Source organism: Nannocystis sp. RBIL2 (assembly GCF_026626745.1).
Classification (GTDB): Bacteria; Myxococcota_A; Polyangia; order Nannocystales; family Nannocystaceae; genus Nannocystis.
This window is the reverse complement of record NZ_JAPNJW010000002.1, coordinates 1,453,199-1,477,083: the sequence shown is the minus strand read 5'-3', so window position 1 is coordinate 1,477,083 and position 23,885 is coordinate 1,453,199. Positions and strand designations below refer to the sequence as shown.

Genomic DNA, 23,885 nt, shown 5'->3' with positions numbered 1-23,885 from the left:
GTCGCTCCGGAGTGGGTCATCGTTCACCGCCGGCATGCCACCGCGCGGGCGAGTGTTGCAAAGGCGAGGGCAGATTTTTTTCGGCGGCCTCGAGCGCGAATGCCGGATGCACGAACGTGCGGTCGTGCGCGATTTGGGCGCCGCTTGCCGGTGGTGTGCGAGCCGGATCTGGAACGGTTCGACGTGGAGCCGCCCACCTCCGTCTTGCGTGGGGTTCCCACGCTGCGCTGTGCGAAGGTGTTCACTGCGCTGCAACAGGGCGCCGCGGGCTGAGCGGATCAGCCGGGTTCGACGGCAGCTCAGGGCGGCGGGGGGATGCAGGCGTCGGTGATGCACTGCAGGACGCCGGCCTCGAAGCTGACACCGGTGGCCTCGCACATGGCGGGGAGCTGCTGCTTGGCCTCGGCGGACAGCGGATTGCCAGCCAGCAGGAGCATGGCGCACGTATTCTCGGGGACCATCCAGTCGACGCCGGCGAGAGCGTCGACCTCGACGATCATGTTGTCGCTGAGGTCGATCACTTCCGGGATCGGGAAGCTGGCGATCGGGCTCAGGTCGGTGATCGCACACGACGGGGCGTAGAGGTAGAGGATCGGCAGGCCCGTCAGGGGCGACAGGTCGGCGACCTCGGTGTCGGCCATGAACAGCCGCTCGAGCTTGGGCACGCCGGCGAGCGGCCCGAGGTCGGTGACCGCGGAGTGGGTCAGGTCGAGCCGGACGAGCGCCGGCAGGCCGGCGAGCGGCGCGAGGTCGGTGACCTCGGACTCGGCGAGGTCGAGCTCCTCGAGGGTGACGAGGCCGGTGAGGGGGGAGAGGTCGACGGGGAGGGTATGGCCGAGGTCGAGCCGCCTGAGCGCCGCGAGGCCCTGCAAGGGCGAGATGTCGGTGCTCGGCGAGGCTCGCAGGCTGAGAACTTCGAGGGCGGACAGACCGGCGATCGGGCTGATGTCAGTCGCCGGGATGCTGCCGAGGTAGAGATTCTTCAGGGCCGTCAGCCCTGCCAGCGGCGAGAGGTCGGTGACCGCGGTCTCCGAGAGCTCGAGCCACTCGAGCTTGGTCAGCCCCGCGATCCGCGAGATGTCGGTCAAGGCCTCGTGGCCCACCAGGGTCAGACTCACGACCCCGGTCGCACACTCCAGCCCGGTGAGGTCGGCGATCGGGCCATGCTGGAGCTTGGCGACGACGATCCCCCCCGGGCCGGTCAGCGCGTCGCCGGCGATCGGTCCGGGCGGTAGACCGTAGGCCAGGCGCACTGCGGCCTCGAGCGCGGGCTCGGTGAACTCGACGACGGTGCAGTCGGCATCGGCGGTGGTCGAGCCGTCGCTGGTCGTGGTGGTGGTCGTGTCGCTCGTGGTGCCCGGGTCGATGCCGGTCGTCGTCGGGTCGACGGTCGTGGCGACGGTCGTGTCGGAGCTGGTCGTCGGCTCACCGGTCATCGGTGTGCCGGTCGTCGTCGTGTCGACGAACGGCTCGGTGGAGCTCGTGGCGGTCGTCGTGCTCGCGTCGGTGGTCGGGTCGCTGCCGGGGGTCGGGCCGCAGGCGAACAGGGCCAGCGCGGCGAGAGTGCAGGGGCCCGGACGACGGGAGGGCGACATCCGGGCAGCCTATCATTTTCAGTCGCGGACGCGCGGCGGGCAGGCCGGCGCGGCGGGCTCACGGGCTGATGCAAGCGTCGTTGCGCCGCGATTGAGCTTCTGCGGTTGCTACGTCGCGTCGCCGTACGAAGTGACGTTCGACCACCACCAGGACCAGCGCGGTCAGGAGCGCCGGCCCTACGCCCCAGGCCGCAGCGACCGCGAGGGTACTTCCGAGGGCCCCGAGACCGGCGAGCAGGATGAACGCGAGCTCGCTCGACCGCAGCGGCTCCGCGGGTAACGGCGCGAGCGCGTGAAGACCCGCGTCGAGCGCTCGAAGACGGAGCTCGCCACGGATGCGCCGTTCCACGAGGCCGCACACCAGTTGCGGCCACACGGTCCCCGCGAGGAGCAGGGTCCACATGGGCAGCTGCAACCACACCATGAGGAAGAAGAGGAGCGGCGTCAGCGGCACCGCGATCATGACGATGAGCGGCTGCCCCCGACGCGGAGTCGAAATTTTCTGGTGAGAGTCGGGGGCCGCAGCGCTCATCGAGCTCGCGCGGCCATGTCGCTCGTGCTGCACCTGCTCGAAGCTGCGGACGCAGGTCGACGCCCGCGAGTCCTGGGGACTCGCGGGCTCTCGTGTGTCGGCAGAATGTCTGCCTCAGACGAACTGCGAGCGCAGTCACGCGATTCTCAAAGCCCAGGCCCTATTGCATGAAGCAGTAGATCGGCTTCTTCCAGGCGCACGATTGCTGGCAGACGAATTGCGTCCACAGGCCGTCGGCCTTGTTCCACTGGCCGCCGCCGGTGAAGCCGGGGGCGTTGCTGGTCCAGTTCTGGCAATCGGTGAAGTCCGTGAACATGGTGCCGTTGGTGATCGTGTTGGTGAAGGTGAGCTGGGAGACGCCGCCGCAGACGTTGGCGTCGGAGCCGGGCGGGGTCTTGAGCTCGGAGAGGTTGATGGCGGCGGCGATGTTGCCGTCGATGAGGTCGGCCCAGTTGTTGGCGACGAGGACGCCGTCGCGGCGGGCGTAGGGGATGGCCGACTTGGTGAAGCGGGTGACGGGGGTGCCGGTGTCGTCGCTCAGCCAGGCGCGGTAGGTGCCGGGGAGGCCGGCGGCCTGGGCGGCGGCCTGGCACTTCATGTCGGCGCCGGCGAGGCCGCCGAGGTTGCCGTCGAAGCCCTGGCTGGTGGCGAACACGACCTTGTGCGCCTTGCACTTCGAGCTGCAGCCGTCACCCTCGGCGAGGTTGCCGTCCTCGCAGTTCTCGCCGGCGGCGCTGTTGATGACGCCGTCGTTGCAGGCGGCGAAGGTGCAGTCGAGGTCGCAGGTGGAGGTCTGGCTGCCGTGATCGCAGGCCTCGCCGGCGCTCTCGTTGAGGACCTCGTCGCCGCAGACGACGGCGGTGCAGTCGTCGTCGCAGGTGGCGGTCTCGGTGCCGGCGTCGCAGGTCTCGCCGGCGGCGCCGTTGACGGTCTTGTCGCCGCACACCGCGAGGGTGCAGTCGCTGTCGCACGTGGGGCTGTCGCCGCCGGTGTCGCACGCCTCGCCGCTGGCCGGGTTGTGGTGGGCGTCGCCGCACTGCGGGAGGGTGCAGTCGCTGTCGCAGGCGGGGCTGTTGCCGGCGTCGTCGCAGGCCTCGGTGCCGGCGAGGACGAAGCCGTCGCCGCACACCGCGAGCTTGCACAGGGTGGTGCAGGCGTCGTCGTCGAGGGCGTTGCCGTCGTCGCACTCCTCGTCCATCTGCAAGATGCCGTCGCCGCAGGTGGCGAGGGCGCACTCGTTGGTGCAGGTGTCGTCGTTGACGTCGTTGCCGTCGTCGCAGGCCTCGAGCAGGTCGTGGACGATGCCGTCGCCGCACTCGGCGAGGATGCAGCCGACCAGACAGTCGTCGTTGTCGAGGTCGTTGCCGTCGTCGCACGGCTCGACGCCGACCTGGACGACGCCGTCGCCGCACACGGCGGTGGTGCAGGCGTTGGTGCAATCGTCGCCGTCGTCGAGGTTGCCGTCGTCGCACTCCTCGGTGATCTGGACGATGCTGTCGCCGCAGACGGGGAGGCGACAGCCGGTCGAACAGCCGTCGCCCTCGATGTCGTTGCCGTCGTCGCACTCCTCGCCCACGAGCTCCTGGACGATGCCGTCGCCGCACACGGCGGCGATGCAGGCGTTGGAGCAGGCGTTGAGGTCGACGAGGTCGCCGTCGTCGCACTCCTCGCCCGGATCGACCTGACCGTCGCCGCAGATCGGCGGCGGGCCGGTGGTGCTGTCGGTCTCGCCGGTGGTGGTGGTGGTCGAGGTCGAAGTCGTGGTCGAGGTGGTGGTGCCGTCGGTGATGGTGCCGTCGGTGACCGTGCCGTCGGTGCTCGTGATCGCGGTGTCGGTGGCAGGCCCGGTGGTCGGCTCGAGGGTGGTGCCGGTCTCGGTGCCGCCGATCGTGCCGGTCTCGGTAGTCGGCGCGGTGGTGGTCGGCAAGTCGGGGCCGGTGGTGCTGCCTGCAGTGGTGGTGCCGTCAGTGTCGGTGGTGCCGGTGCCGGTGTCCGTGAGCACTGCAGTGTCGGTGCGACCACAGGCGAGGGCCGAGGCGAGCATCACGAGACCCAGCGAACGACAAGCGAAGCTGTAAGCGAGCATGCTCGCCAGGGTACGAGAGTCGAGCGAAGGCCGGCAACTCGCGCCGCCGCAGGCGACGTCCGCGGGCAGGTGCGCCCTGAGCCCACCCATCCGGCCGAAGCCGCGCCCGCGGAGCAGCGTCGGAGGAAAGATGCAGCGCGTCCGTGCGCGGACCGTTACGCGGCCGTCAGGTCGGAGCAGTCCGCCGCGCGATAGCGACGAGAAGACGGCAGGCGCGGCGGGTCCTCACGCGGGCGAGGCGAGGACCACGAAGGTGGAGCGCAGCGATCGCTTCCGTGGCGAGGACGGGTCGAGAGGAGGCGCGCCGTGGGAAGACTCGGCGCCGATGCCGGCGAAGGGGATGCGTCCGGACCCGGGTCACGCCGGCGGGTCGCGCCACCCGAAGTCGATGCGCTCGCCCTCCTCAGGGCAGCTCTGCGAGCAGCTCGGGGCCGGGTCACGCCGGCGGGTCGGGCCGCTCGAAGTCGATGCTCGCGTCGCCTCGGGCAGCGAGAGCATCGACAATGCGAAGAGCTCAGGCGGGCTCGTCGCGCCACTCGATGTCGATGCCCTCGCCCTCCTCGGGCACGTGCTTGCGCAGGAGGGCGAGCAGCTCGGCGTCGACCTGGTTCTCCTCGAGGTAATCGAGGGTGTCGCGGTCGATGTAGTAGTCGCGGTCGTCGGCGCTCTCCTCGACGAGGAGATCGATGAGGTCGCGCAGCTGGTCGTCGGTGATAGGTCCGATCAGGGCGCCGGTCTGCTTGTTGTAGAGGCGAGTCACGCGGGGATGGTAGCCGGTCCGGGGCGGCGGCGCGACGCTGGTCGGACGGCGGGCGAACGGGCCGCCGGGAGCCGCGCGAGGGCGGCTCTGCTCGCTCGCGGCGCGGTCGTCCGGCCGGTCCGGCCGGACCTGGCCGATGGGGCAGGTTCTGGCCACGGAGCCGTTCGCGCGTCCGCCCGGGGCGGCCGGACCTGGCCGGTGGGACAGGTCCGGCCCGCGGTGGCGGTCGCGCGGGCGGACCTGGTCTGTGGGACAGGTCAGACGGGGCAGCCGGGCTCGCCCATGTCGCAGCAGAGGCAGACGGAGGTGCCCATGTCGTCGCCGCAGAAGCCGTGGTCGTACAGGGCCATCATGGCGTCGCCGACCTCGGTACACTGGACGAAGCAGTCGAACTGCGACAGCTTGCCGTAGATGCAGGTGTTGAGGTTGGTGTCGTCCTCGCAGCTGGCGGGGTCGCTGTTCTCGCAGGCGGTGCCGGGGCCGTCGCCGCAGATGAACTCGACGGTCTTGCCGGTGTCGACGCAGCCGTAGGCGAAGTCGTAGCCGTCGAAGCTGCAGCTGTCCTTGGCGAGGTTGGGCTCGAGCACCCAGGTGGCGCCGTCGCAGCGGTAGACCTGGCTGCCCTCGGGGCCGCAGGCCTCGGTCATCGTGCACCAGAACTGGCCGTTCTGGCAGTTCTCGGGCGGCGGCTGCTCGCCCTGGCACTCGACGCCGCCGGTGGTGGTGCCCTCGCTGGTGTCAGTGGTCTCGGTGGTGCTCGCGGTCGCCTCGGTGGTGGTCGTGGTCGAGCTGGTCTCCGGCAGCGTGGTCGACTCGGTGGTCGGGCCGGTGGTGGTGGTCGGCTCGCTGGTCGAGGTCGGCTCGACGGTGGTGGTGCCGACGCTCGAGACCGTGGTGGTGTCCTCGACCGGACAGCAGGACAGGTCGTTCGGGTCGTCGGTGCAGTACTCGAAGCCGTCGTTGCAGTAGCAGGTCTCGCCGTCGAGGTACGAGTTGGGGTCGTCGCACACGAACTCGCCGGTGTCGGAGTCGGAGTCGTTCGTGGTGTTGCCGCCGCCGATGATGCAGGCCGACGCGAGCCCCAGGAGGGCCAGGAGCGCGATTTTGCGAGGTAAGCGAGCCATGGCGAAAAAATGACATAAACCCGCGGGGCGCGTCAGGGCAATTTATCGCCCGTGTCGCACAGGAAGCGGAAGCTGTAGCCGCCCGGCTGGGGCAGGGCCTTGTAGCTCTTCACGCTGCCGTCCTGGTTCCACTGGTAGAGCATCGAACAGCCCTCGCACGCCCCGAGCTCGTCGGGCTCGCCGCTGCCGACGGCGACGTCGCTGACGAACCACGCCTGGTCGTCGCCGGCGCGCCACTCGGGACAGTCGAGCCCGTTGAGCGGCGCGTCGACGCAGCTCTCGCCCGCGGTGACTGGATAGATCCCCAAAATCTGCAGGTAATCGGCGCCGCTCTTCACCGTGCCGCCCCCGACCGGCTCGAGATTGTCGCCGGTGGCGACCTCGTAGGCGACGCCGAGGTGCGCCGGGCTGCGCGGGACGAACAGCTGCATGCCCCAGTCGGCGCAGGCGGCCTCGGCGGTGGCGGCGGTGGCCGGGTTGGGGTTCATGCCGCCGGCGACGTCGACCTTGAGGAAGGTGTAACCGCCGCCGTCGACGGCCGGATCGAGGGCGCACCAGACGTCGATCGGGTCCATGATGCCTTCGCGGCGGACGCTGAAGACGCCGCTGACGGCCTCGGGGGTGGCCTCCAGCCACTCGAGGCAGCTGTGGGCGTACCGGCAGGTGGGCAGGCAGTCGGGGCCGTCCTCGCAGTCCTCGTTCTCGGGATCGACCTGGCCGTCGCCGCAGCCGGGGGCGGCGGCGCTGCAGTCGGCGAGGCAGCTGCCGTAGGTGCCGTCGTTGGTGCCGTCGTCGCAGACCTCGTCGCCGTTGAGGACGCCGTCACCGCAGGCGGGCAGGAGGCAGGCGGTGGTACAGGCGCCGTCGTCGGCGTTGTCGGGGCCGAGGTCGCACTCCTCGGCGTCCTTGGCGACGAGGCCGTCGCCGCACGTGGCGTTGCGACAGTCGGAGGTGCAGGCGCCGTCGTCGGCGTTGTCGGGGCCGAGGTCGCACTGCTCGTCGGCGTCGACGAAGCCGTCGCCGCACACGGGCTCGGCGGTGGTGGCGGGCTCGCTCGTGGTCGGTTCGCCCGTGGTCGGGTCGCTCGGGGAGACGCCGGTGGTGTCGACGCTGGTGGTGGTGCCGGGGCCGGTGGCGGTCGACTCGGTCTCGGTGTTGGCGTTGGGGTCGAGGCAGGCCTGCAGGGCCAGGGCCGTGACGCTCAGTTGCAGCGAGATCCGGAGACGCGGCGCGGTGGGCATGTTCGAGGGATTTGTCCACGATTCAGCCGGGGCCGCAAGAGGCGCGAGGCGAGGCGAGCTGAATCAAAAGACAGGGGCGTGGGAATGCGACGAGGCCGCGAGCCCCTGGCGGGCTCGCGGCCTCGAGGACGGCCTCAGGGGCGCGTCAGCGCGACTTGACCTCGAAGCCGAGGGCGCGGCGGGCCCCGACGTAGGCGGGGCTGACTGCGAAGACCAGGAGGTCGCGCAGGTCGGCGTCGAAGGCCGCGCGGGCCTTGAGGGCGGCGCTGCGTTCGCCTGGCTCTTGGGGCAGGCCGAGGATGTCGAGGGCGGCGCCGAGGTTGCGCGACAGGCACAGGCCGACGCGGTCGCCGGAGCGCTGGACCCATGCGCGCCAGTCGCGGCTGTCGAAGCCCTCCTGCTCGCGCTCCTTGAAGCCGGTGCTGAGCTGGCGGGCCAGGCGGATCGGCAGCTTGCGCGCGAGGGTCTGGCCGAGCCGCGTGGCCAGGTCGGCCTCGTCGCGGGCGCGCACGCGCCGGGTGTGGCGCGGGTGGAAGGCCTGCAGGGCGGCCGCGAGGACGCCGGCGAACAGCGGCTTCGGCAGGCCGGAGACGAGGATCGCGGCGGGGCGGGTGAAGAACATCGCGCGCCCGAGGGCGAAGCGCAGCCGCGGGGCGGTGGTCTCGGCGCGGGCGGCCGGGCCGACGAGGATCACCGGCGGGTGCACGCACGAGACGCTGGTCCAGCCGCCCTCGACGCGCATGTCGGGGAGCAGCTCGACGTCGGCGAGGCGCACGCCCTGGGCCGGCATCTGCGTGCCGAGCTCGGTCCAGACCTTCCACAGGAGGGTGTCCTTGTCGGTCTCGGCCTCGATCCAGGCGGCCTCGCTGAACTGCGGGCGCGGCAGCTCTTCGGCGAGCAGCTCGGCGGCGCCCTCCCACAGCGCGGTGAGAGCCGGGACGACGCCGGCGTCGGCGGGGGCCGGGTCGATGACCGTGGCGGGGTCGAGCTTGCCGCTGCGCACCGACAGCAGCTCGTGGCTGGTGAGGAAGGCGCCGGCCTCGGCGTGGCCGGGGCTGACGATCCGCAAGAGCTGGTGGATGGCGTGGGCGCGGCCCTCCTCGCCGTTCTCGGCGCAGTGGCGGGCGAGCGCGGCCAGGCTGGCCTCGTCGAGCGGGTCGAGGTGGAGCAGGGCGTCGGAGTTGCTGCGCACCTGCGGGCCCTGGATCTTCTCGTCGGCGTAGAGCCGGGCGAGCTGGCGCCGCGGGGCCAGGCCGAGGCCGGTCGGGTCGAGCTCGGCGGCCCGCTCGAGCAGCCGGATCGCCTGCGCGGGTCGGCTGTCCTTCGGGTCAGGCGAGGGCTCGGCCTGGACCACGAGGTCGGCCAGGCGGACCAGCAGGCGCTGGCGATCGCGGGCCTCGCGTGGGTCACCAGGCGGCTTCTGGACGCTGTCCTTGGCCAGATAGGCGCGCACCGCCGGCTCGATCTCGTCGACGGTACCAGCGGCCCGCAGGGCGTCGACGAGGCCGTGGATCGGGGCGGCGGCGTCGGGCAGCAGCTCGACTGCGGCGCGGGCGTAGCCGAGCGCGCGCTCGGGGTCGCCGGGTTCGCCGCGCTGGAGGGCGATCTTGACGCCCTCGAGCAGGAAGCCGGCCCGCTTGGCGTCGCGCAGGTCGGGGTGGTGCAGCAGGCGGTCGAGGCAGCCGAGGGCGATGCCGGCGTTGCGCGAGACGGCGGTCCAGAAGGCGGCCTCGAGCTGGCGGCGGTCGAGGACCGGGTGCGGGATGTGCTGGATCAGGGCGAGGCCGGCCTGGACGGCGTCGAAGGCGGCGCCGAGGATCTTCTGCGCGGAGACGCTGACGACGGTCTCCTCGCCGGTCTCGGCGGCGGCCCCTGCGGCCTCGTGGAACAGCATGCCGGCGGCGAGCAGGGCCCGGCCGCGGGCCTCGGGGTCCTGCTCGAGGTCGGCGAGGGCGAGGGTGTGCTCGGCGGCGTCGACCAGCCTGCCTGACTCTTGGGCCAGCTGGGCCAGGGCCGCGCGGGCCTTGCGGTGGCGCGGGGCCAGCTCGAGGGCGCGGGCGTAGCGAGCGGCGAGGCGCTCGGCGGGGGCGTTCTGCTTGGCGTCGCACTCGGCGGCGAGGATCAGCAGGTCGGCGACCACGGGGGCGCGCTCGGGCGGGACCGGGGTGCCGGCGGCGAGGCGCTGCTCGACCGGCTCGAGGGCGGCGACTGCGTCGCGGTGGCGGCCGGCGGCGGCGCGGTTGTGGGCCATGGCGGCGCGGATCTCGAGGTCGTCGGGGACGTGGCGCAGGGCCATCGAGAGGCGGCGGTAGGCCTCGTTGGCGCGGTCTGTCTGTTCGAACAGGTGCGCCAGCATCAGCAGGCCCTCGACCAGGCGCGGCTGATCGCGGGTGAGGCCGAACGCCTCGACCGCGGCCTCGAGGATGGCCTCGGCCTCGGCGTGCAGGCCGGCGTCGATGAGGGCCGCGCCGAGGGCCAGGCGCGCGGGCGCGTAGTCGGGGTCGGCGGCGAGGGCGGCCTCGAAGCGCTGGCGGGCGCGCGCGAGCTCCTGGCCGCCGCGCAGCAGGGCGCGGCCGCTCTCGGTGAGGATCCGGGCGCGGATCTCGGGGTCGTCGATCTGGGCCAGCTGGGCGTCGAGCAGGGCGTCGGCGCCGTCGAGGTCGCCGGCGGCCAGGCGCAGGCCGACCAGGCCCTCGATCGCCTGCGACAGCCGGCGGCTGCGCTGCGGGGCGCCGGGGGCCAGCTCGGCGAGGACGCGGGTGAACAGCTGGGCGGCCAGCTCGGGCTCGTGCAGGCGGTCGCGGGCGATCGCGGCGGCCTCGAGGATGCCGTCGGGCTCGCCGACGGCGGCGAGGCTGACGGTGAGGGCCCGGTCGTCGCCGAGGGTCCGCGCGAGGGCGACGCGGCGCTGCTGCAGGCCGAGCGCGGCCTCCGGCGGGGCGGCGGCGAGCGCCTCGTCGAGGGTCTCGAGCGCGCCGCGGGGGTCACCTGCCTCTTCGGCCAGGGCGGTCGCCAGGGCCTCGGCGATGCGCACGCGGCGGGCCGCCAGCGCCGGCGAGACCGGCTCGGGGATGTCGAACGGCAGCGGCTCCTCGTCGAGCGGCTCGGCGCGGACCTCCATGTCGCTGACGATCTCGGCCAGGCGCCGGCGCAGCATCTCGACGCCGTCATCCATGCGCCCGCCCTTGCGGTAGAGGCGGGACAGGCCGAGCACGACGTCGTCGTTCTCGGGGGCCTCGGCGGCGAGGGTCTCGAGGGTCCCTTGCGCGGCGGCCTCGTCGCCCTGGCCCTCTTGCAGGGCGCGGGCCTTGACGACGAGGAGGGCGATGCGGGCGTCGCGGTCGCCGGGCGCGACCTGGGCCAGGCGGCGGTCGAGGATCGGCAGCAGCTTGGCGTACTGCTCGGTGCGCAGGTAGAGGCTCTGCAGGCGCACCAGGGCGTCGGGGTCGCCGGGGTTGTGGTCGAGGACCTCGGACCAGCCGGCGATCGCGGCGGCCGGCTGGCCGAGGCGCTCCTCGGTGAGGGTGGCGGCGCGGGCCAGGCAGCGCACGCGCGCGTCGGGGTTGGGCACGACCTCGGCGGCGGAGCGCAGGGCCTCGACGGCGCGGACCCACAGGCCCTCGCGCTGGAGGATCTCGATCAGCTCGGCGTGGACGTCGGCGGTCTCGGGGGTCTCCTTGACCAGCGCCTCGAGGCGGCGGATGGCCTCGAGCGAGCGGTCGGCGCGGTAGGCGAGGTCGCGCGCGAGCTGCAGGACGCGGGGGATCCGCTCGTCCAGCGGGAGGCCGTCGGCCTCGACGTCGTAGAGGCGCGCCGAGGCCTCGGCGGCCTCGCGCTCGCGGCCGGTCTTGGCGTGCAGCGCGGCCAGGCTGCGCAGCGCGCCCAGGTGCTTCGCCGAGACGGCGAGCACGCCGCGGTACTGCTCCTCGGCGCGCTCGGGCTGACCTGTCTGTTCGTACAGGTCGGCGAGGCGCAGGTGATAGGCGACGATGTGCTCGGGCAGGGTGAGGTCGGACAGCAGGCGCGACAGCGCGGCGATCAGGCGCTCCGGGTCGGCTGTCCTTTCGGCCATGTGGACGAGGCCCGAGAGCGCGACCGCGTCGTCGGGCACCAGCGCGAGGGCCTCCTCGTAGCGCTCGAGCGCGGCGTCGGGCATGCCGGCGCCCTCGTCCCACAGGCGAGCGAGCAGGCGCTGCAGGCCGGCGCGCTCGGACTTGCTGGCGGGGACGACCGAGGCGTAGGCGTGGGCCAGCTCGTGCCAGGCGGAGCTGGCGGACGGGCGGCCGGGCAGGACCGGGGCGTCGAGCTCGGGCAGGGCCGGCAGGCCGGCGGTGACGGCGTCGATCAGCTCGCGGCTGGCGACCGGGGGCGGCGGCGGCAAGCTGGCCGCAGGGACAGGCTCAGGCGGGCGCGAGGGCGGCGGCGGGGCGGCGGGGCGGCGGGCCGGCGGCGGGGCCTTGGCGACCGGCTTGCCGCCCGGCGGGCGCGGCGGGGTCGGCTTGAGCGGCTTGGCGGCGGGCCGCGGCAGCGAGCGCTTGTGGGCGACCGGGCGCGGGGCGTCGTCGTCGAGCTCGAGCATCTCGTCGAGGTCGAGCACGCCCGAGACCTCGGCGCTGGGGCGCTTCGGCGCCGGGCCGACCAGGCTGTCCTCGATCGGCTCGAGGTCGGCGAGGTCGAACACGCCGCTCTCCTGGCGCGGCAGGCCGGCCGCGCGCACGCTGACCGAGCCGGACGCCTCGACGGCCTCGAGGTCGGCGATGTCGACGATGTCGGTCTCGCCGCGGGCCGGCCGCGGGGCGCGGATCTTGACCGCGGTGGCCGACAGCTCGACGGGCTCGAGGTCGGCGAGGTCGACGATGTTGGTGTGCGTCTCGCTGCGGACGGTCTTGCCCGGGCGGGCGACGACCTCCTTGCCACCGCCGCGCCGCAGCTCCTCGAGCGGCTCGAGCTCGGACAGCTGGATCTCGGCGGTCGGGCGCGACACCTCCTCGAGGTCGTCGAGCTCCATCACGCTCGACTCCTCTTTCTTGCGGGCCTTGACGGCCATGCGCGGGGCGAGCGTGTCGGGGTCGAGGCCGAGCTTGCGCCACTGGTCGCGGTCGGCCAGCTCGGGCGGGACGATCTGCGGCCACAGCAGCGGGTCGCGGGCCGGCGGCGGGGCGGTGTAGGTGCCGGTCAGGCTGGCGAGGTGCCACATCTTGCTGTGGACGGGCCCGAGCTCACCTGTCTCGGGGGGCAGGTCGCCCTGCAGCTTCCAGGCGGCGATCCGGGCCCTGAGCGCGTACTCGGGCCGGCCGAGGCAGTTCTCGTAGAGCTCGGCGATCTGGGTCAGGAGCTTGCCCTGCTGGGCCTTGCCTGTCCCGAAGGCCAGCTCGCTCGCGGGCGCGAGCAGGAGCAGGTGCCACAGGTTGTCGCGCTCGGCCAGGCGGTCGAGCTCGAAGCGGGCCTCCTCGCTGCCGGGGTGGAGCGAGAGGGCGCGCAGCCACTCGGCGATGGCGCCGGCGGTGTCGCCGAGGCCGGCGCGCAGCTCGGCGCGGCGCTTGAGCAGCGACAGCTTGAGCGCGGGGTCGACGGTCTGGCCGATGATCTGCTGGGTGACCGACAGCAGGGTGAGCGCGCCGGTCGGCGGGGTGTCGGGGCTGCGCTTCTCGTCGACCTTGGCGGCCATCGCCTCGATCGCGGGCATCAGCGCGGTGCCGTCGCGGTCGTAGGCGACGCCGAGCCGCAGGGTGCGCAGGGCCGCGAGCGGGTCCTGGCGCTTCTCGTAGTCGATGCGCGCCGAGTCCTTGAGCTGGTTGAGGCCGCCGCGTTCGTTGCGCTGCAGCTTGGCGAGCGCGAGGCCGCGGTGGTGATCGGCGAGCTCGGGCCAGAGCTGGTGGCGCTGGGCCAGCTCGGTCATCAGGCCGGCGGCCTCCTCGGCGAGCGAGGGATCGGCGGGGCGCAGGTCGGTCTCGGCCCGCCGCAGCCACTGGAACGCGCGCTTGTGATCGTTGAGGTGGCGCTCGTAGATCTTGGCGATGGCGACGCAGGCGTCGAAGCGGCCGAGGCCGGTCTTGGCGCGGCCGAGCTTGAGCTCCTGCAGGTCGATCAGCGCCTGCCACATCTGGTGGGCCTCGCCGAGGGCCTCGATCTGGCGCCCGAGGTCGTCGTCGTCGGGGCGCAGCTTGTAGGCGCGCTGCAGGTAGCCGATCGCGCGCGCGGGGTCGCCGAGGCGCTCGCGCGCGATCTCGGCGGCCGACATCAACAGGGCGATGGTGCCGTAGTCGCCGTAGTTGGGGGTCTTCTCCTGGAAGGCCAGCTCCTGCTCGCTGACGTCGAGCATCTGCGGCCACAGGCCGTGGGCCTGGGCCAGGCCCTCGAGGCGGTCGAGCACGGTGCCGGCGTCGAGGCCGGCGCGCAGGGCCACGAAGTAGGCCTTGCGGGCCCAGGCGAAGGCGAGGTCGGGGTCGCCGATCTTCTTCTCGGCGGTGGCCGAGGCGCCGAGGCACAGGTCGATCTGGCCGCGGCTCTCCGCGCGGCCGCTCATCTCGGTGAAGCGCTCGCCGTAGACGACGAGCAGGTCCTTGTACATGCCGTGGCGCTCGGCGAACGCCTCGATCTTCTGCTTGAGGTCGCGGCTGCCGGGGGCGATGCCGAGGGCCCGCCCGAGCAGCGCGAGCGCCCGCTTGGCGTGGCCGAGCCCGAACTCGCACACCTCGGCCATCTGCTCGAGGGTGACGACCTGCTGGGCGGCGTCGGTGAGGCTCTCGAGGCGCTTGCCGAGAGTGTCGAGGGTGGCCTGGTGGTCGCCGGCCAGCGCCTGCAGCTCGCCGAGGATCTTGAGGCCCTCGCCGTCGTCGGGCTCCTCGCGCATGAACCGCTGGAAGGCGGCGATGGCCTTGTGCGGGGCGTTGAGGTTGACGACGTAGGTGCGGGCGACCAGCGAGAACAGCTCGCGCCGCTCGTCGGTCTCGAGCGCCGAGAGCAGGAGGATCTCGGCGTGGCGGATCAGGCGGTCGAACTGGCCGGCGCGCTCGTACAGCTCGAGCAGCTTGAGGGCGACGTCGCGGTTGCCGACGGCGGCGTTCGAGCTGAGCTGCTCGAGCACGCGGATGGCGGCGGCCGGGTTGTCGAGCCGGTCGGCCAGGACCTCGGCGCGCTCCCAGCCGATGCCGAGCGCCTCCTCGTCGCTGTCGGCCATGTCCTGCAGGGTGCCGAGCGAGGCGGCCAGGCCGTGCCAGCTGCCGAGGTTGCGGTAGAGGCGGGTCAGCGCCTCGGTGGCGCCGCGGTGGTCGCGGTGGATCCGCAGCGCGCGCTCGAAGGCCGAGCAGGCCAGGTCGGCGTCGCCGAGCGACGACTCGGCGACGTGGCCCAGGCGCATGAGATAGTCGAGCTGGCGGATCGGCGGGGTGCGGGCCGAGCTGGCGGCCTTGCCGAGCAGGTTGGCGAGCTCCTCGCGGTTGCCGAGCGCCTCGTAGGCGGCGATCAGCTTGTCGGTGACCTCGAGGTTGTGCGGGTCGCCGGCCTGCAGCTGCGTCCACGCCTGGGCCGAGCGCTGCGGGTCCTGCAGCTTGCGGTCGGCGACATCGGCCATGCGCCGGATGATGCGGGTGCGCTGGGCCGGGTCTCCGACGAGGCCGAGCTCGCGCGACAGCGCCTCGTACTCGCCGCCGGCGTCGCCGAGCTCGGCGCACAAGCCCTGCATGCGGTGGACCGCGTCCATGTCCGACGGGCTGTAGCCGAGGATCTGCTCGCAGGCCCACAGCGCCTCGCGCGGGCTGTGCAGCTCGTGCTGCCACAGCTCGGCCATGCGCCGCAGCAGGACCACGCGCTGCGAGATGCTGCGGGTGACGTCGTGCTGGCGCCGCAGCAGGTCGATGACCTGGTCGTAAGCACCTGTCCGTTCGTACATCTCGGCGAGCGCGCGCAGGGCCCCCTCGTGGCCGGGCGCGAGCGCCAGCATCTCCTGCAGCAGGACGATGGTGCGCTGGGGGTCGGTCATGCGCTCGCGGTGGGCCTGCGACAGCCGGCGCAACACCTCGAAGCGGCGCTGCGGATCGACGGTGCGCTGCAGCTCGGCCTCGAGGGTGGCGAGGTTGGCGTCGAGCATGCGCGCGCGCTTGTCGATGCGGGCGATCTGGTCGCGCGGGCGCCAGTCGTTGGGGTAGGCGAGGGCGAGCCGGTTCCAGGCGTCGAGGGCGCCGGCGAGGTCGCCGAGGCGGCGCTCGTAGATCTCGGCCAGCTCGACGAAGTGCTCGGCGAACTCGGAGCGAGCGAGCGGGCTGTCCGGGCCGCCGCCCATCTGCAGGGCCTGGTCGCCCTGGTAGAGGATGAGGCCGGCGAGGTGCGACCAGTTGTTCTTGCGCCGCCAGTGCTCCTTGTAGCCCTCGAAGGCCTCGTGATTGAAGGGCTCGCGCTCGAGCACGCGGTAGAAGCTGACCGCGGCCCGCTCCTCGTCGCCGAGGTCCTCGCGGGCGACGCGGGCGGCCCACAGCAGCTTGTCGGTCGGCAGACCGCCGGGGTCCTGCTCGGACCAGCGCTCGTACAGGCTGACGAGGCCGTGGTTGTCGCCGAGCTCGACCAGCAAGGCCTCGAGGCGCAGCCAGGCGTCGCCGCCGGGCCGCTCGAGCCGCGAGGCCTGCTCGTAGCAGGCGCGGGCCTCCTCGCGGCGGGCGAGGCGAGTCTCGAGCAGCTCGCCGCGCGACAGCCACAGGCCGTAGCTGTCGGCCTCGGTGACATAGCCGATCCACGCCCCGTAGAGGTCGTCGAGCTCCATCCACTTCTCCTGCGCCATCAACAGCTCGGCGAGGGCGTTGCCGGCCTCGTGATGGTCGGGACGCAGGCTCATGGCCCGGCGCAGCAGGCTGTAGGCGATCTTGTCGTCGCCCTGGCTGCGCGCGAGCTTGGCGGCGCGGAAGAACACGTCGGCGGCCTTCTGCAGGCCCTCGTCGCTGGCCTTGCCGCTGCCGAGGTAGAGGGCGCCGAAGGCCCGCAGGGCGGCGACGTCGTCAGGGTTGGCCTTGAGCGCGGCCTGCAGGTGGAGCGCGGCGGAGGGGATGTTCTCGAGCTGCTCGGCCTCGATCCGCGCGAGGCGGAGGTGAAGGGCGGCGAAGCGGTCGCGCTCGCGGACGTTGTCGGTGCGCGCGAGCTCGGCGTTGATCAGATCGATGACGCGCAGCCAGGCGCCAGCCTGGAGATGAAGCCGGATGAGCTGATCGCTGGCGTCGCGCTCCTGGGGGTTGATCTCGAGCGCGGCCCTGTAGCAAGCGATGGCCTCGTCGACCTGACAGCGCTGCTCGTCGACCTTGCCGAGCTCGACGAGCGCGCCAGGGACCGCGCCCCGATCGTGCCGCCGCAGGTGGTCGAGGCGGAACTTGAGCAAGGTGGCAAGCTCGTCGAGGCTGCCGAGCTCGCCGTAGACCTTGCGCAGTTGCTCGTAGGCGCGGCTGTTGTGCGGCTCGGCCTGGAGGGCGCGCACGAGGGCGTAGGCGGCCTGGGGCTTGTCCTTGACGCGGTCGTACCAGAGCTCGTAGGCCTGGACGCACAGCTCGGCGACCTTCGGCGGGCCACTGATCGCTGCAGCGTGCACGACGAGCAAGGTGGCGAGGGCGCTCCAGTTCTCGGCCTCGCGGAAGGCCCGTCGCAGCTTCAAGAAGGCGTCGTCGCTGGGCTTGGCGCGAAACGCCCCGAGCTCGGGCGGCTCTCCATGAGCCACGGGCGGCAGCGGGCAAGGCAGATCGTGAGGCGAGGGCTGGCGCTTGGGCGCGACGGCGGTTTCGGGCATGGGCGTGGGCCGCGAGCGGGGCCGCCCAAGGTACCACGGCCGCCCTGGCGTGTGGTTTGCGGGCGGACAGGTGACCGTGGGCAAGATCGCGCGCGTGGCGGGACACGGAGGGTCGGCGATTGGGGGCGGAAGGCCCGATCGTCGGGGCGCTGTCGCGCTCGTGAATGGGTGAGGGATTCTGCGCGGGGGGCTCGGCGGTCAGCATATTGCCGACTGCGCCTCGCGGGGGGTCCGGGGAAGCGGCGGCCGCGAGTTAACCGGCGAGATGGACACTCGTTCCTCGCGCCCATCTCGCCTCTAATTCGCGGCCGCCGCTTCCCCGGACCCCTGGCACGGCTGCAGCCGTGAGAGGCCCGCACGCCGTCGTGGGCTTCGATGCAGAGGCTGCCTGGCGGAGAGCGCGAGGCGTCTGTTCGACGGCCAGGGCTGGCCGCCGAACAGACGCCATTTCACGAACCGGGCGGCGTGCGTCTGTCGGAGACGATTGGTGTGAGGACTCGGGGAACTCGGGTGGCGAGAGATGACGATGATGTTTTCGGGGACGGTGCTCGGCTTCGGTGCCGTGATTGTCGTGATGGGGGATCGGGGCGATCGTGCTCGCGGGATGCCCGATGCGCCGATATTCTGGTGGGCGCCGACGAGAGCTGACGCGATGCTGCATGCAATGGGCATCGGCAAGCGCAGAATGACGAATGGCGATAGCGGGCAGGGCGATTCGTCGCTCGTGCTCGATGAGGATGACGGGGTTCCGGCAGGTCAGGCAGCGAGGTGCAGGTGTATCGCTCGATGCAGTCGACGGCCGCGCAGGCTCGCGACGTGGCGCAGGCGGAGGCCGCGGTCGAGCACGACGCTGGCGTGATCCGGCCTCCTGCGGGCATGACAGGCGGACGGATCCGTTGTCGCAGCGCGCGGTCGAAAAAAAATCGCTCGCGCATGGGCGCGCGGGTCCGGGGCGTGACGACGACAGGAGCGTCTATTCGACGGTCAGGGCTGGCCCGCCGACAGACGCGATTCACGATTCGGGCTGCGTGCGTCTTCCGGAGACGATCGTGTGAGGCCTCATCGCGCGCGGAGGCAGGGCGACGACGATGATGATTCCGGCGACGGAGGCTCGCGTGGGCGGTGCCATGATTCGGTGATTGGAGCTCGGTGGCGTGCCGGGTTCAGGCGGCCGCGGACCAGAGTTCGCGGTCGAGGGTTTTCCAGAGGCGGCGCGCGAGGTCGGGTGCGGGCAGGCCGGCGCGCCGTTCGAGGGCTTCGTCGCGGGGGGGCGGATCGCGGAGGGCGCGGGCGGCCTGCGAGCGGGCTGTGAGAAGGCGGGTCCGTTCGTCGGCGGTCAGGAGGGGGGCGATCCAGGCGTCGATGGCCCAGGCGAGGTCGGCGTGGGCGGCCTCGTCGGCGGCGACTTCGATCATGCAGGCGCGGATCTCGGGGTCCTCGGCGGCTCGCGCCTGATGGGCGGCGAGCAGGGCGGCCCAGGTCTCGCCGACGCAGCCCTCGACTGCGTTCTCGATCGCCAGCTCGACGAGCGAACGGCCGTGCGTGGGCGCGAGCTCGACGGGGCTGGGGCGACCGCCGAGGCGGATGGCGATCGCGCCGAGGAGGTCAGCGTGGCGGGCCTCGTCGACCGCTGCGCGGAGGGCCGCGGCGATCATAGCGGCGGGGGCGTCGTGCTCGCGGAGTTCGGCGGCGAGGCGCTCGAAGGCGGGGACGCTGGCGGCCTCGAGGTGCGCGACCTCGGCGAACCACCGCGCGATGGGATCGTCGCCGCCGCTGCGACCCTCGGAGCAGAGGCCGGCGGGGCGCCGACCGCCCTTGCAGGAGGTCTCGTACTGGCAGCGGATGTCGCTCTTGCTGGCGGGAATGGCGGCGCAACCGAGCACGGTGGACGTGCGCGGGGCGGCGTCGTCGTCGACGGCGCCGGTGGTCGCGGCGGTCGTCGAGGTGGGGTCGGTGGTGGTGTCGCTGGGGGTGTCGCCGGTGGTCGAGGTGCTCGAGCTCGTGCTGCTCGGCTCGTCAGGGCCAGCGGAAGGCGGCGGCGCAGGATTCATGGGGCACAGGACCTGGCACTCGGCGAGGGTGAGGTTGCCGTCCTCGATGTAGGGCGCGAGCCGGTTGGCGCCAATCGCAGTGACTTGTTCGTAAGTACAGGGGTCGTCGGCTCCGCACCCGCTCGCAGTGACCTCGGCGAGGAGCGAGGCGAACAAGAGGGAGAGTCGACGGTCGCCGAGCATGCGCGAGGAGCTTAGCACGCGGCCGATGCCCCCACCGCGCGTGCGAATGCGGCCAGTCGATCGCGCAGTGTTGTGATTGCGACGGCAGAGGCCGCTGCTGTCAGAAGCGGCCGGTGAGGCTGACGAGGGCGCCGCGCGGGGTGGGGCTCATGCCGGCGGAGAAGCGGCGGCCGCGATCGTTGCGGTGGAGCAGCGGGACGAGGACGCCGATGGCGGTGCCGGCGACGGAGCCGAACAAGACGTCGGTCCAGAAGTGCTTGCCGGCCTCGACGCGCAGGACGCCGGTGGTGGCGGCGAGGCCGACTGCGACCAGCCAGGCCGGGACGGCGGCGCGGGCCCGCGGGTGACGCAGGGTGAAGAGGGTGGCCCAGGCGCTCATCATGGCGAAGGCGGTCGAGGTGTGACCTGAATAAAAGGACAGGCGCGCCTCCTCGGCCTGGACGTCTCCGAGGTCGCTCTCGGGCTCGTAGCTGTAGGGCCGCGGGCGGCGCACGGCGTACTTGACGAGGTTGTTGAGGCCGACGTTGACGGCGAGGACCTCGAACAGGACGACCACGTCGCGGGCCCAGCCGCCGGCGGCGTGGCGGTAGGAGCCGGGGGCGCGGCGGCCGGCGACGAGGGTGTCGGCGAGGTCGGCGACGATCGGGGCGGCGATCGCGGTGTAGAGGAGGGCGTCGGAGGCGTGGGCGGCCGCGAGGCTCTCGTTGCCGAGGACGCGCCGATCGAGGCCGTTGATGTGGCTGCGGTCGCAGGTCTGACAGCCGGACCAGCGCATGTCGCGAGCCGCGAGATCGGTGCCGAGCCACATGACGAGGCCGAGGGCGATGACGGGGACGTCGACGGCCGGCCGCAGGCGCATGAGGTGCGGCGGGAGGGCCGGCGGCGCGGGCGGGAGCGGGGGATCGGCGGCGGGGGTGGTGGGGACGGGCGGCGGAGATGTCCCGGAGGACATGTCTTCCGGGGCATTTGGGGAGGGATCGAGCGGGGCGGGGGCGGCTGTCCCGGGGGACATGTCGCCGGGGGCGGCCGGATTGGCTGTCCCCGAGGACGTGTCTTCGAGGGGCGGGGCGGGCGATGGCGTGACGGCTGTCCGTAGGGCCAGGTTGGCGGGTGGGATCGTGGTCAGGAGGCCTGTCTCTGGGGACAGGTGCGCAGAGGCGGGCGGCGGGACGGTCGGGGCCGCGGCCAGGGCGGATATCCCTGGGGACAGGTGGGTGGCGGCGGAGGACGGAGCGGCCGCCGACGGGAGGGCCAGCGAGGGTGTCCTCTCGGGCATGTCATCCGAGACATGTCCCGAGGGCCCGGCGGGCTGCCAGGCGCCCGGGCCGGGGGGGCGCGCCAGCGGGTGGGCGGCCGCAGGCGGGGCGGCGAGGGCGAGGACCAGGGCCAGGGACAGGCAGCGCGACATGCTCGGTCGGACGAGTATGCCCAATCGCGGCCCGGCGGCGCCGAGGGAGATGGCTTTGGGGACAGGTGATTGCGGGCTCAAAGGCGCGTCGATCGCGCTGCGCTGGCTGAGGACGGCCGGGTCGGGCTACATTGGCGTCCAGCGATGCAGACCGGGACGTACGCGGAGCTCGAGGCGCGATTGACGGGGTTGGCGACGGCGGCCGCGGGCGGGGACGCGGCGGCGGCTGGATCGCTGATGCGCGAGCTGGAGGCGCTGGCCGCGGCGCCGGCGTGCCGCGAGGGCTGGCCGCGGCCCGGCAGCGTGGCGTTCAAGGCGTTCGACGTGTTCCTCGAGGTCGAGGGGGCCGATCGATCGTCGACGCTGGAGGGGCTCGCGGGGCCGTTCCTGCGGGCGATCGCGGCCCATCCGGAGACTCTCGGGGTGCCGCACGGCTTCCGGCCGGCGGCGACGCTGGGGTTGTCGGCGATCCCGCTGCTGGTGGCGCTGCTGGACAGCGGGCTGCGGCGGACGACGCGAGCGGCGATCGAAGCGCTCGGCGAGTACAACCCGAACAACGAGGTCGGGTTCAAGCTGGCGGGCGAGGCGGTGAGCCGCTTGCTGGCGTACGCGGACGGCGAGGCGGTCGCGGACGGGTTGATGAAGATCGAGTGGAACGACGAGCGGCTGTGGCTGCTGTTCCGCGTGCTGGCGGACGGGAACTCGCTGCTCCCGGCGAACCGCGGGCCGGCGGCCCCGGTGGCCCTGGCGCGGCTGGTGGCGGCGACTGCCACGATCACGGGCTCGGGGGCGGACAGGCTGCGAGCGCTGCTGCTGCGGGCGAAGCTCATCCCGAAGGCGATGGCGCCGGGGATCGTGCTGGCGAGGCTGCCGAAGCAGCTGCCGCACACGGTGGCGGAGGCGCTGGCGCTGATGACCGCGTGGGAGCTGACGCCGGCCGAGGTGGCGGCGAAGGGACCGGCGCGGGCGCGCGAGATCGAGGCGCTGGCGAATCACGTGAGCGCCCGGCTGCCGCAGGAATTGAGGCAATTGCTGGCGACGCACGCGGCGCTCGGATCGCGCGACTTCGGGCCGCCGGCGCGCATGCGCCAGCTGTTCCGCGAAATGAGGGGGACGATCGAGGACGACGAGGAGGAGGCAGACGACCCGCCGAGCGGCCGCGGGCGCTACGACGTGCGCGGCTTCGATCCGGCGAAGAAGGCCATCCCGCTCGGCAGCGATCCGTCCGGCGACCTGTTCTTCCTGGCGACGGGGGCGAAGTCGGAGGCGAACGCGGCGCCGGTGATCCGCTTCCGCCACGATCAGGCGCTGGTGGCCACGATCGCGGCCGACTCGCTCGGCGAGTACGTGGCGCTGATTTTGGCCCGCGCGTACGCCCGCCGCGAGGGGCTCGAGGCGCAGCTCGACAAGCTCGAGGGGCGCAAGCGGACGATCGTGTCGGGGTACAGGCCGCCGAAGCGATGAGCGGCTGACCGGCTGCGAGGGCTACTTCCCGCCACCAGCTACGATCCATCCCTGGCAAAGTGGCCGGTTCTGGCAAAGCCCTGGCAAAGGGTGACGGCACTGGGGCGCGGGCGGCACGAGGAAGCGCGCCCACGGTGTCGTGCTGCGGCCGCCTGGCCTTCATCGCGGCGATGAGCGAGGGTGACCTGGATGGTCCACGGTCGCCACGAGCGTCTCGTGCAGGAGCGCGAGCGCCACGGCGGTGCCCACCAGGAACCACGGGATCGCGCCGAGCCCGAGCCGTTGGCCGAGCAGGCCCGCGAGGCTGGGCATGGCGGCGATGCCCGCGGTCGCGGCGCTCACCTGAAAACCCACGGCGTGGGCCGCGTGCGACCCCATGCGGCGCGGCGTCTCGGCCATCAGAACCGGGTACATGGGGGCCAGGGCGAAGCCGAGGAGCGCGAGGCCGGTGAATGCCGCCACCGGCGGCAGGCCGGGGAGAGCGAACACGGCCGCGCTGAGCACGGCGAGCGCGGTGGCGAGGCGCACGAGGAGCACCGGGCCCACGCGTTCGACGACGAAGCCGAGGACGATGCGGCCCGCCAACAGGCTCGCCCAGTAGAGGCTGACCTGGGTACCGGCCTGAGATTCGTCGAGACCCCGCGCCTCGGTGAGCACGGTGAAGGCCCATTGACCCGCAGACATCTCGAGGCCCGTGTACAGGAAGAAGAACCCGAGCTGCAGCCACACGCGAGGGCGGCGCAGCACGTGAGGCCCGGCGTCTTGCTCGGCGCTCGCGGTGGAGGTGGCGGCGTCCGGGGCAGTGGCGGCGGCGCCTTCGTCCCAGCGCCGGCGGGTGAGGATGAAGGCGACCGCGAGCACACCGAGCGCCCCGGCGAGGACCGCGTATCCCGTGCGCCACCCCGCCTCGCGCGCGAGGACTGCCGTCATGAGGGCGGGCCCGAGCGCCGCGCCCAAGCTGTAGGCCGCGTGAAGCCAGGTCATGTGGCGCGCGCCGAAGTTGTGCGCGACGTAAGCGTTGAGCGCGGCATCGATGGCGCCGGAGCCGAAGCCTCCGATGCACGCCGCGGCGAGGAAGACGCCGAAGCTCGGCGCCGAAGCGAACCCCGCGACCGCCAGCGTGACGATCGCGGTGCTGCCTGCCAGGAGCGCGCCGATCCCCGCGCGGCGCATGAGGCTGCCGGCCGCCAGCCCCGAGAGGAAGTACGAGACCGCCAGAGCGGCCAGCGGCGCGCCGAGTGCCGCCTGAGGCAGCGAGAAGGCGGCGCGCAGCGACGGCCAGGCCACTCCGAGCACCGCGTCGGGCAGCCCGAGGCTGACAAAGCCGAGGTAGGCGAGCACGAGGAGCGTGGTCAGATGACGCGAGGAGGCGGTGGGCTCGGGCATGAAGGCGAGGCTGCGCGCGGCTGCAGGGGGCTTTGGCGCCCGCGCTTTTAATATGGGGCGGGGCGCACCTGCACCGGAGCGAGGTGCTCGAGGGCGCCTGCGCGCTCTCAGCGAGGGACCGCCTCTCCGTCCGCGGCGGGGGCGCAGATCCCGAAGTCGCCAGCGCTGGTGCCCGCTCGCCTCGGCTCCCTCGAAGATGTGCGCCCGCGATTCGACCCGCTCGGCCGCGATGCTGGCCGACGCCCGCCGGCCGTCGCTGGCGTGGCTCGCCCCGGCGAGAGCGCACGACACT

The 23,885-nt window shown here is 72.9% G+C and carries 11 protein-coding genes; 1 reads left to right on the top strand and 10 read right to left on the bottom strand.

Going from position 1 to position 23,885, the window contains the following annotated elements; genetic code table 11:
- Window positions 1-299: 299 nt before the first annotated feature.
- The 9 genes from OV090_RS31045 to OV090_RS31005 form a co-directional block, all read right to left on the bottom strand.
- The gene (locus OV090_RS31045; RefSeq protein WP_267708269.1) at window positions 300-1,595 is read right to left on the bottom strand and encodes a leucine-rich repeat domain-containing protein; all 1,296 of its coding nucleotides are present in this window, start codon (window positions 1,593-1,595) and stop codon (window positions 300-302) included.
- Between the two features lie 58 nt (window positions 1,596-1,653).
- Window positions 1,654-2,058, bottom strand: a complete 405-nt coding sequence (locus OV090_RS31040) for a hypothetical protein (protein WP_267708268.1) — start codon at window positions 2,056-2,058, stop codon at window positions 1,654-1,656.
- A gap of 229 nt (window positions 2,059-2,287) precedes the next feature.
- Window positions 2,288-4,213: a DUF4215 domain-containing protein gene (locus tag OV090_RS31035; protein ID WP_267708267.1), complete on the bottom strand. Its 1,926-nt coding sequence runs from the start codon at window positions 4,211-4,213 to the stop codon at window positions 2,288-2,290.
- Between the two features lie 514 nt (window positions 4,214-4,727).
- Window positions 4,728-4,973, bottom strand: a complete 246-nt coding sequence (locus tag OV090_RS31030) for a hypothetical protein (RefSeq protein WP_267708266.1) — start codon at window positions 4,971-4,973, stop codon at window positions 4,728-4,730.
- A gap of 257 nt (window positions 4,974-5,230) precedes the next feature.
- Window positions 5,231-6,097 (bottom strand): hypothetical protein, encoded by an 867-nt coding sequence (locus OV090_RS31025; RefSeq protein ID WP_267708265.1) that lies wholly within the window; start codon window positions 6,095-6,097, stop codon window positions 5,231-5,233.
- A gap of 32 nt (window positions 6,098-6,129) precedes the next feature.
- Window positions 6,130-7,338 (bottom strand): hypothetical protein, encoded by a 1,209-nt coding sequence (locus tag OV090_RS31020; protein WP_267708264.1) that lies wholly within the window; start codon window positions 7,336-7,338, stop codon window positions 6,130-6,132.
- Between the two features lie 145 nt (window positions 7,339-7,483).
- Window positions 7,484-17,032 carry a tetratricopeptide repeat protein gene (locus tag OV090_RS31015; RefSeq protein ID WP_267708263.1) on the bottom strand — a complete coding sequence of 3,183 codons (9,549 nt, stop codon included), beginning with the start codon at window positions 17,030-17,032 and terminating at the stop codon, window positions 7,484-7,486.
- Window positions 17,033-18,264: 1,232 nt separating this feature from the next.
- The gene (locus OV090_RS31010) at window positions 18,265-19,335 is read right to left on the bottom strand and encodes a ferritin-like domain-containing protein (protein ID WP_267708262.1); all 1,071 of its coding nucleotides are present in this window, start codon (window positions 19,333-19,335) and stop codon (window positions 18,265-18,267) included.
- Between the two features lie 100 nt (window positions 19,336-19,435).
- The gene (locus OV090_RS31005; RefSeq protein WP_267708261.1) at window positions 19,436-20,743 is read right to left on the bottom strand and encodes a phosphatase PAP2 family protein; all 1,308 of its coding nucleotides are present in this window, start codon (window positions 20,741-20,743) and stop codon (window positions 19,436-19,438) included.
- 144 nt (window positions 20,744-20,887) lie between these two features.
- Here OV090_RS31005 and OV090_RS31000 point away from each other — a divergent pair, with 144 nt between their 5' ends.
- A complete protein-coding gene (locus OV090_RS31000) occupies window positions 20,888-22,207 on the top strand; it encodes a hypothetical protein (protein ID WP_267708260.1) in 1,320 nt (439 codons plus the stop codon).
- A 159-nt stretch (window positions 22,208-22,366) separates the two neighbouring features.
- Here the strand turns inward: OV090_RS31000 and OV090_RS30995 are convergent, their stop codons facing one another.
- The gene (locus OV090_RS30995; protein ID WP_267708259.1) at window positions 22,367-23,593 is read right to left on the bottom strand and encodes an MFS transporter; all 1,227 of its coding nucleotides are present in this window, start codon (window positions 23,591-23,593) and stop codon (window positions 22,367-22,369) included.
- Between the last annotated feature and the right edge of the window lie 292 nt (window positions 23,594-23,885).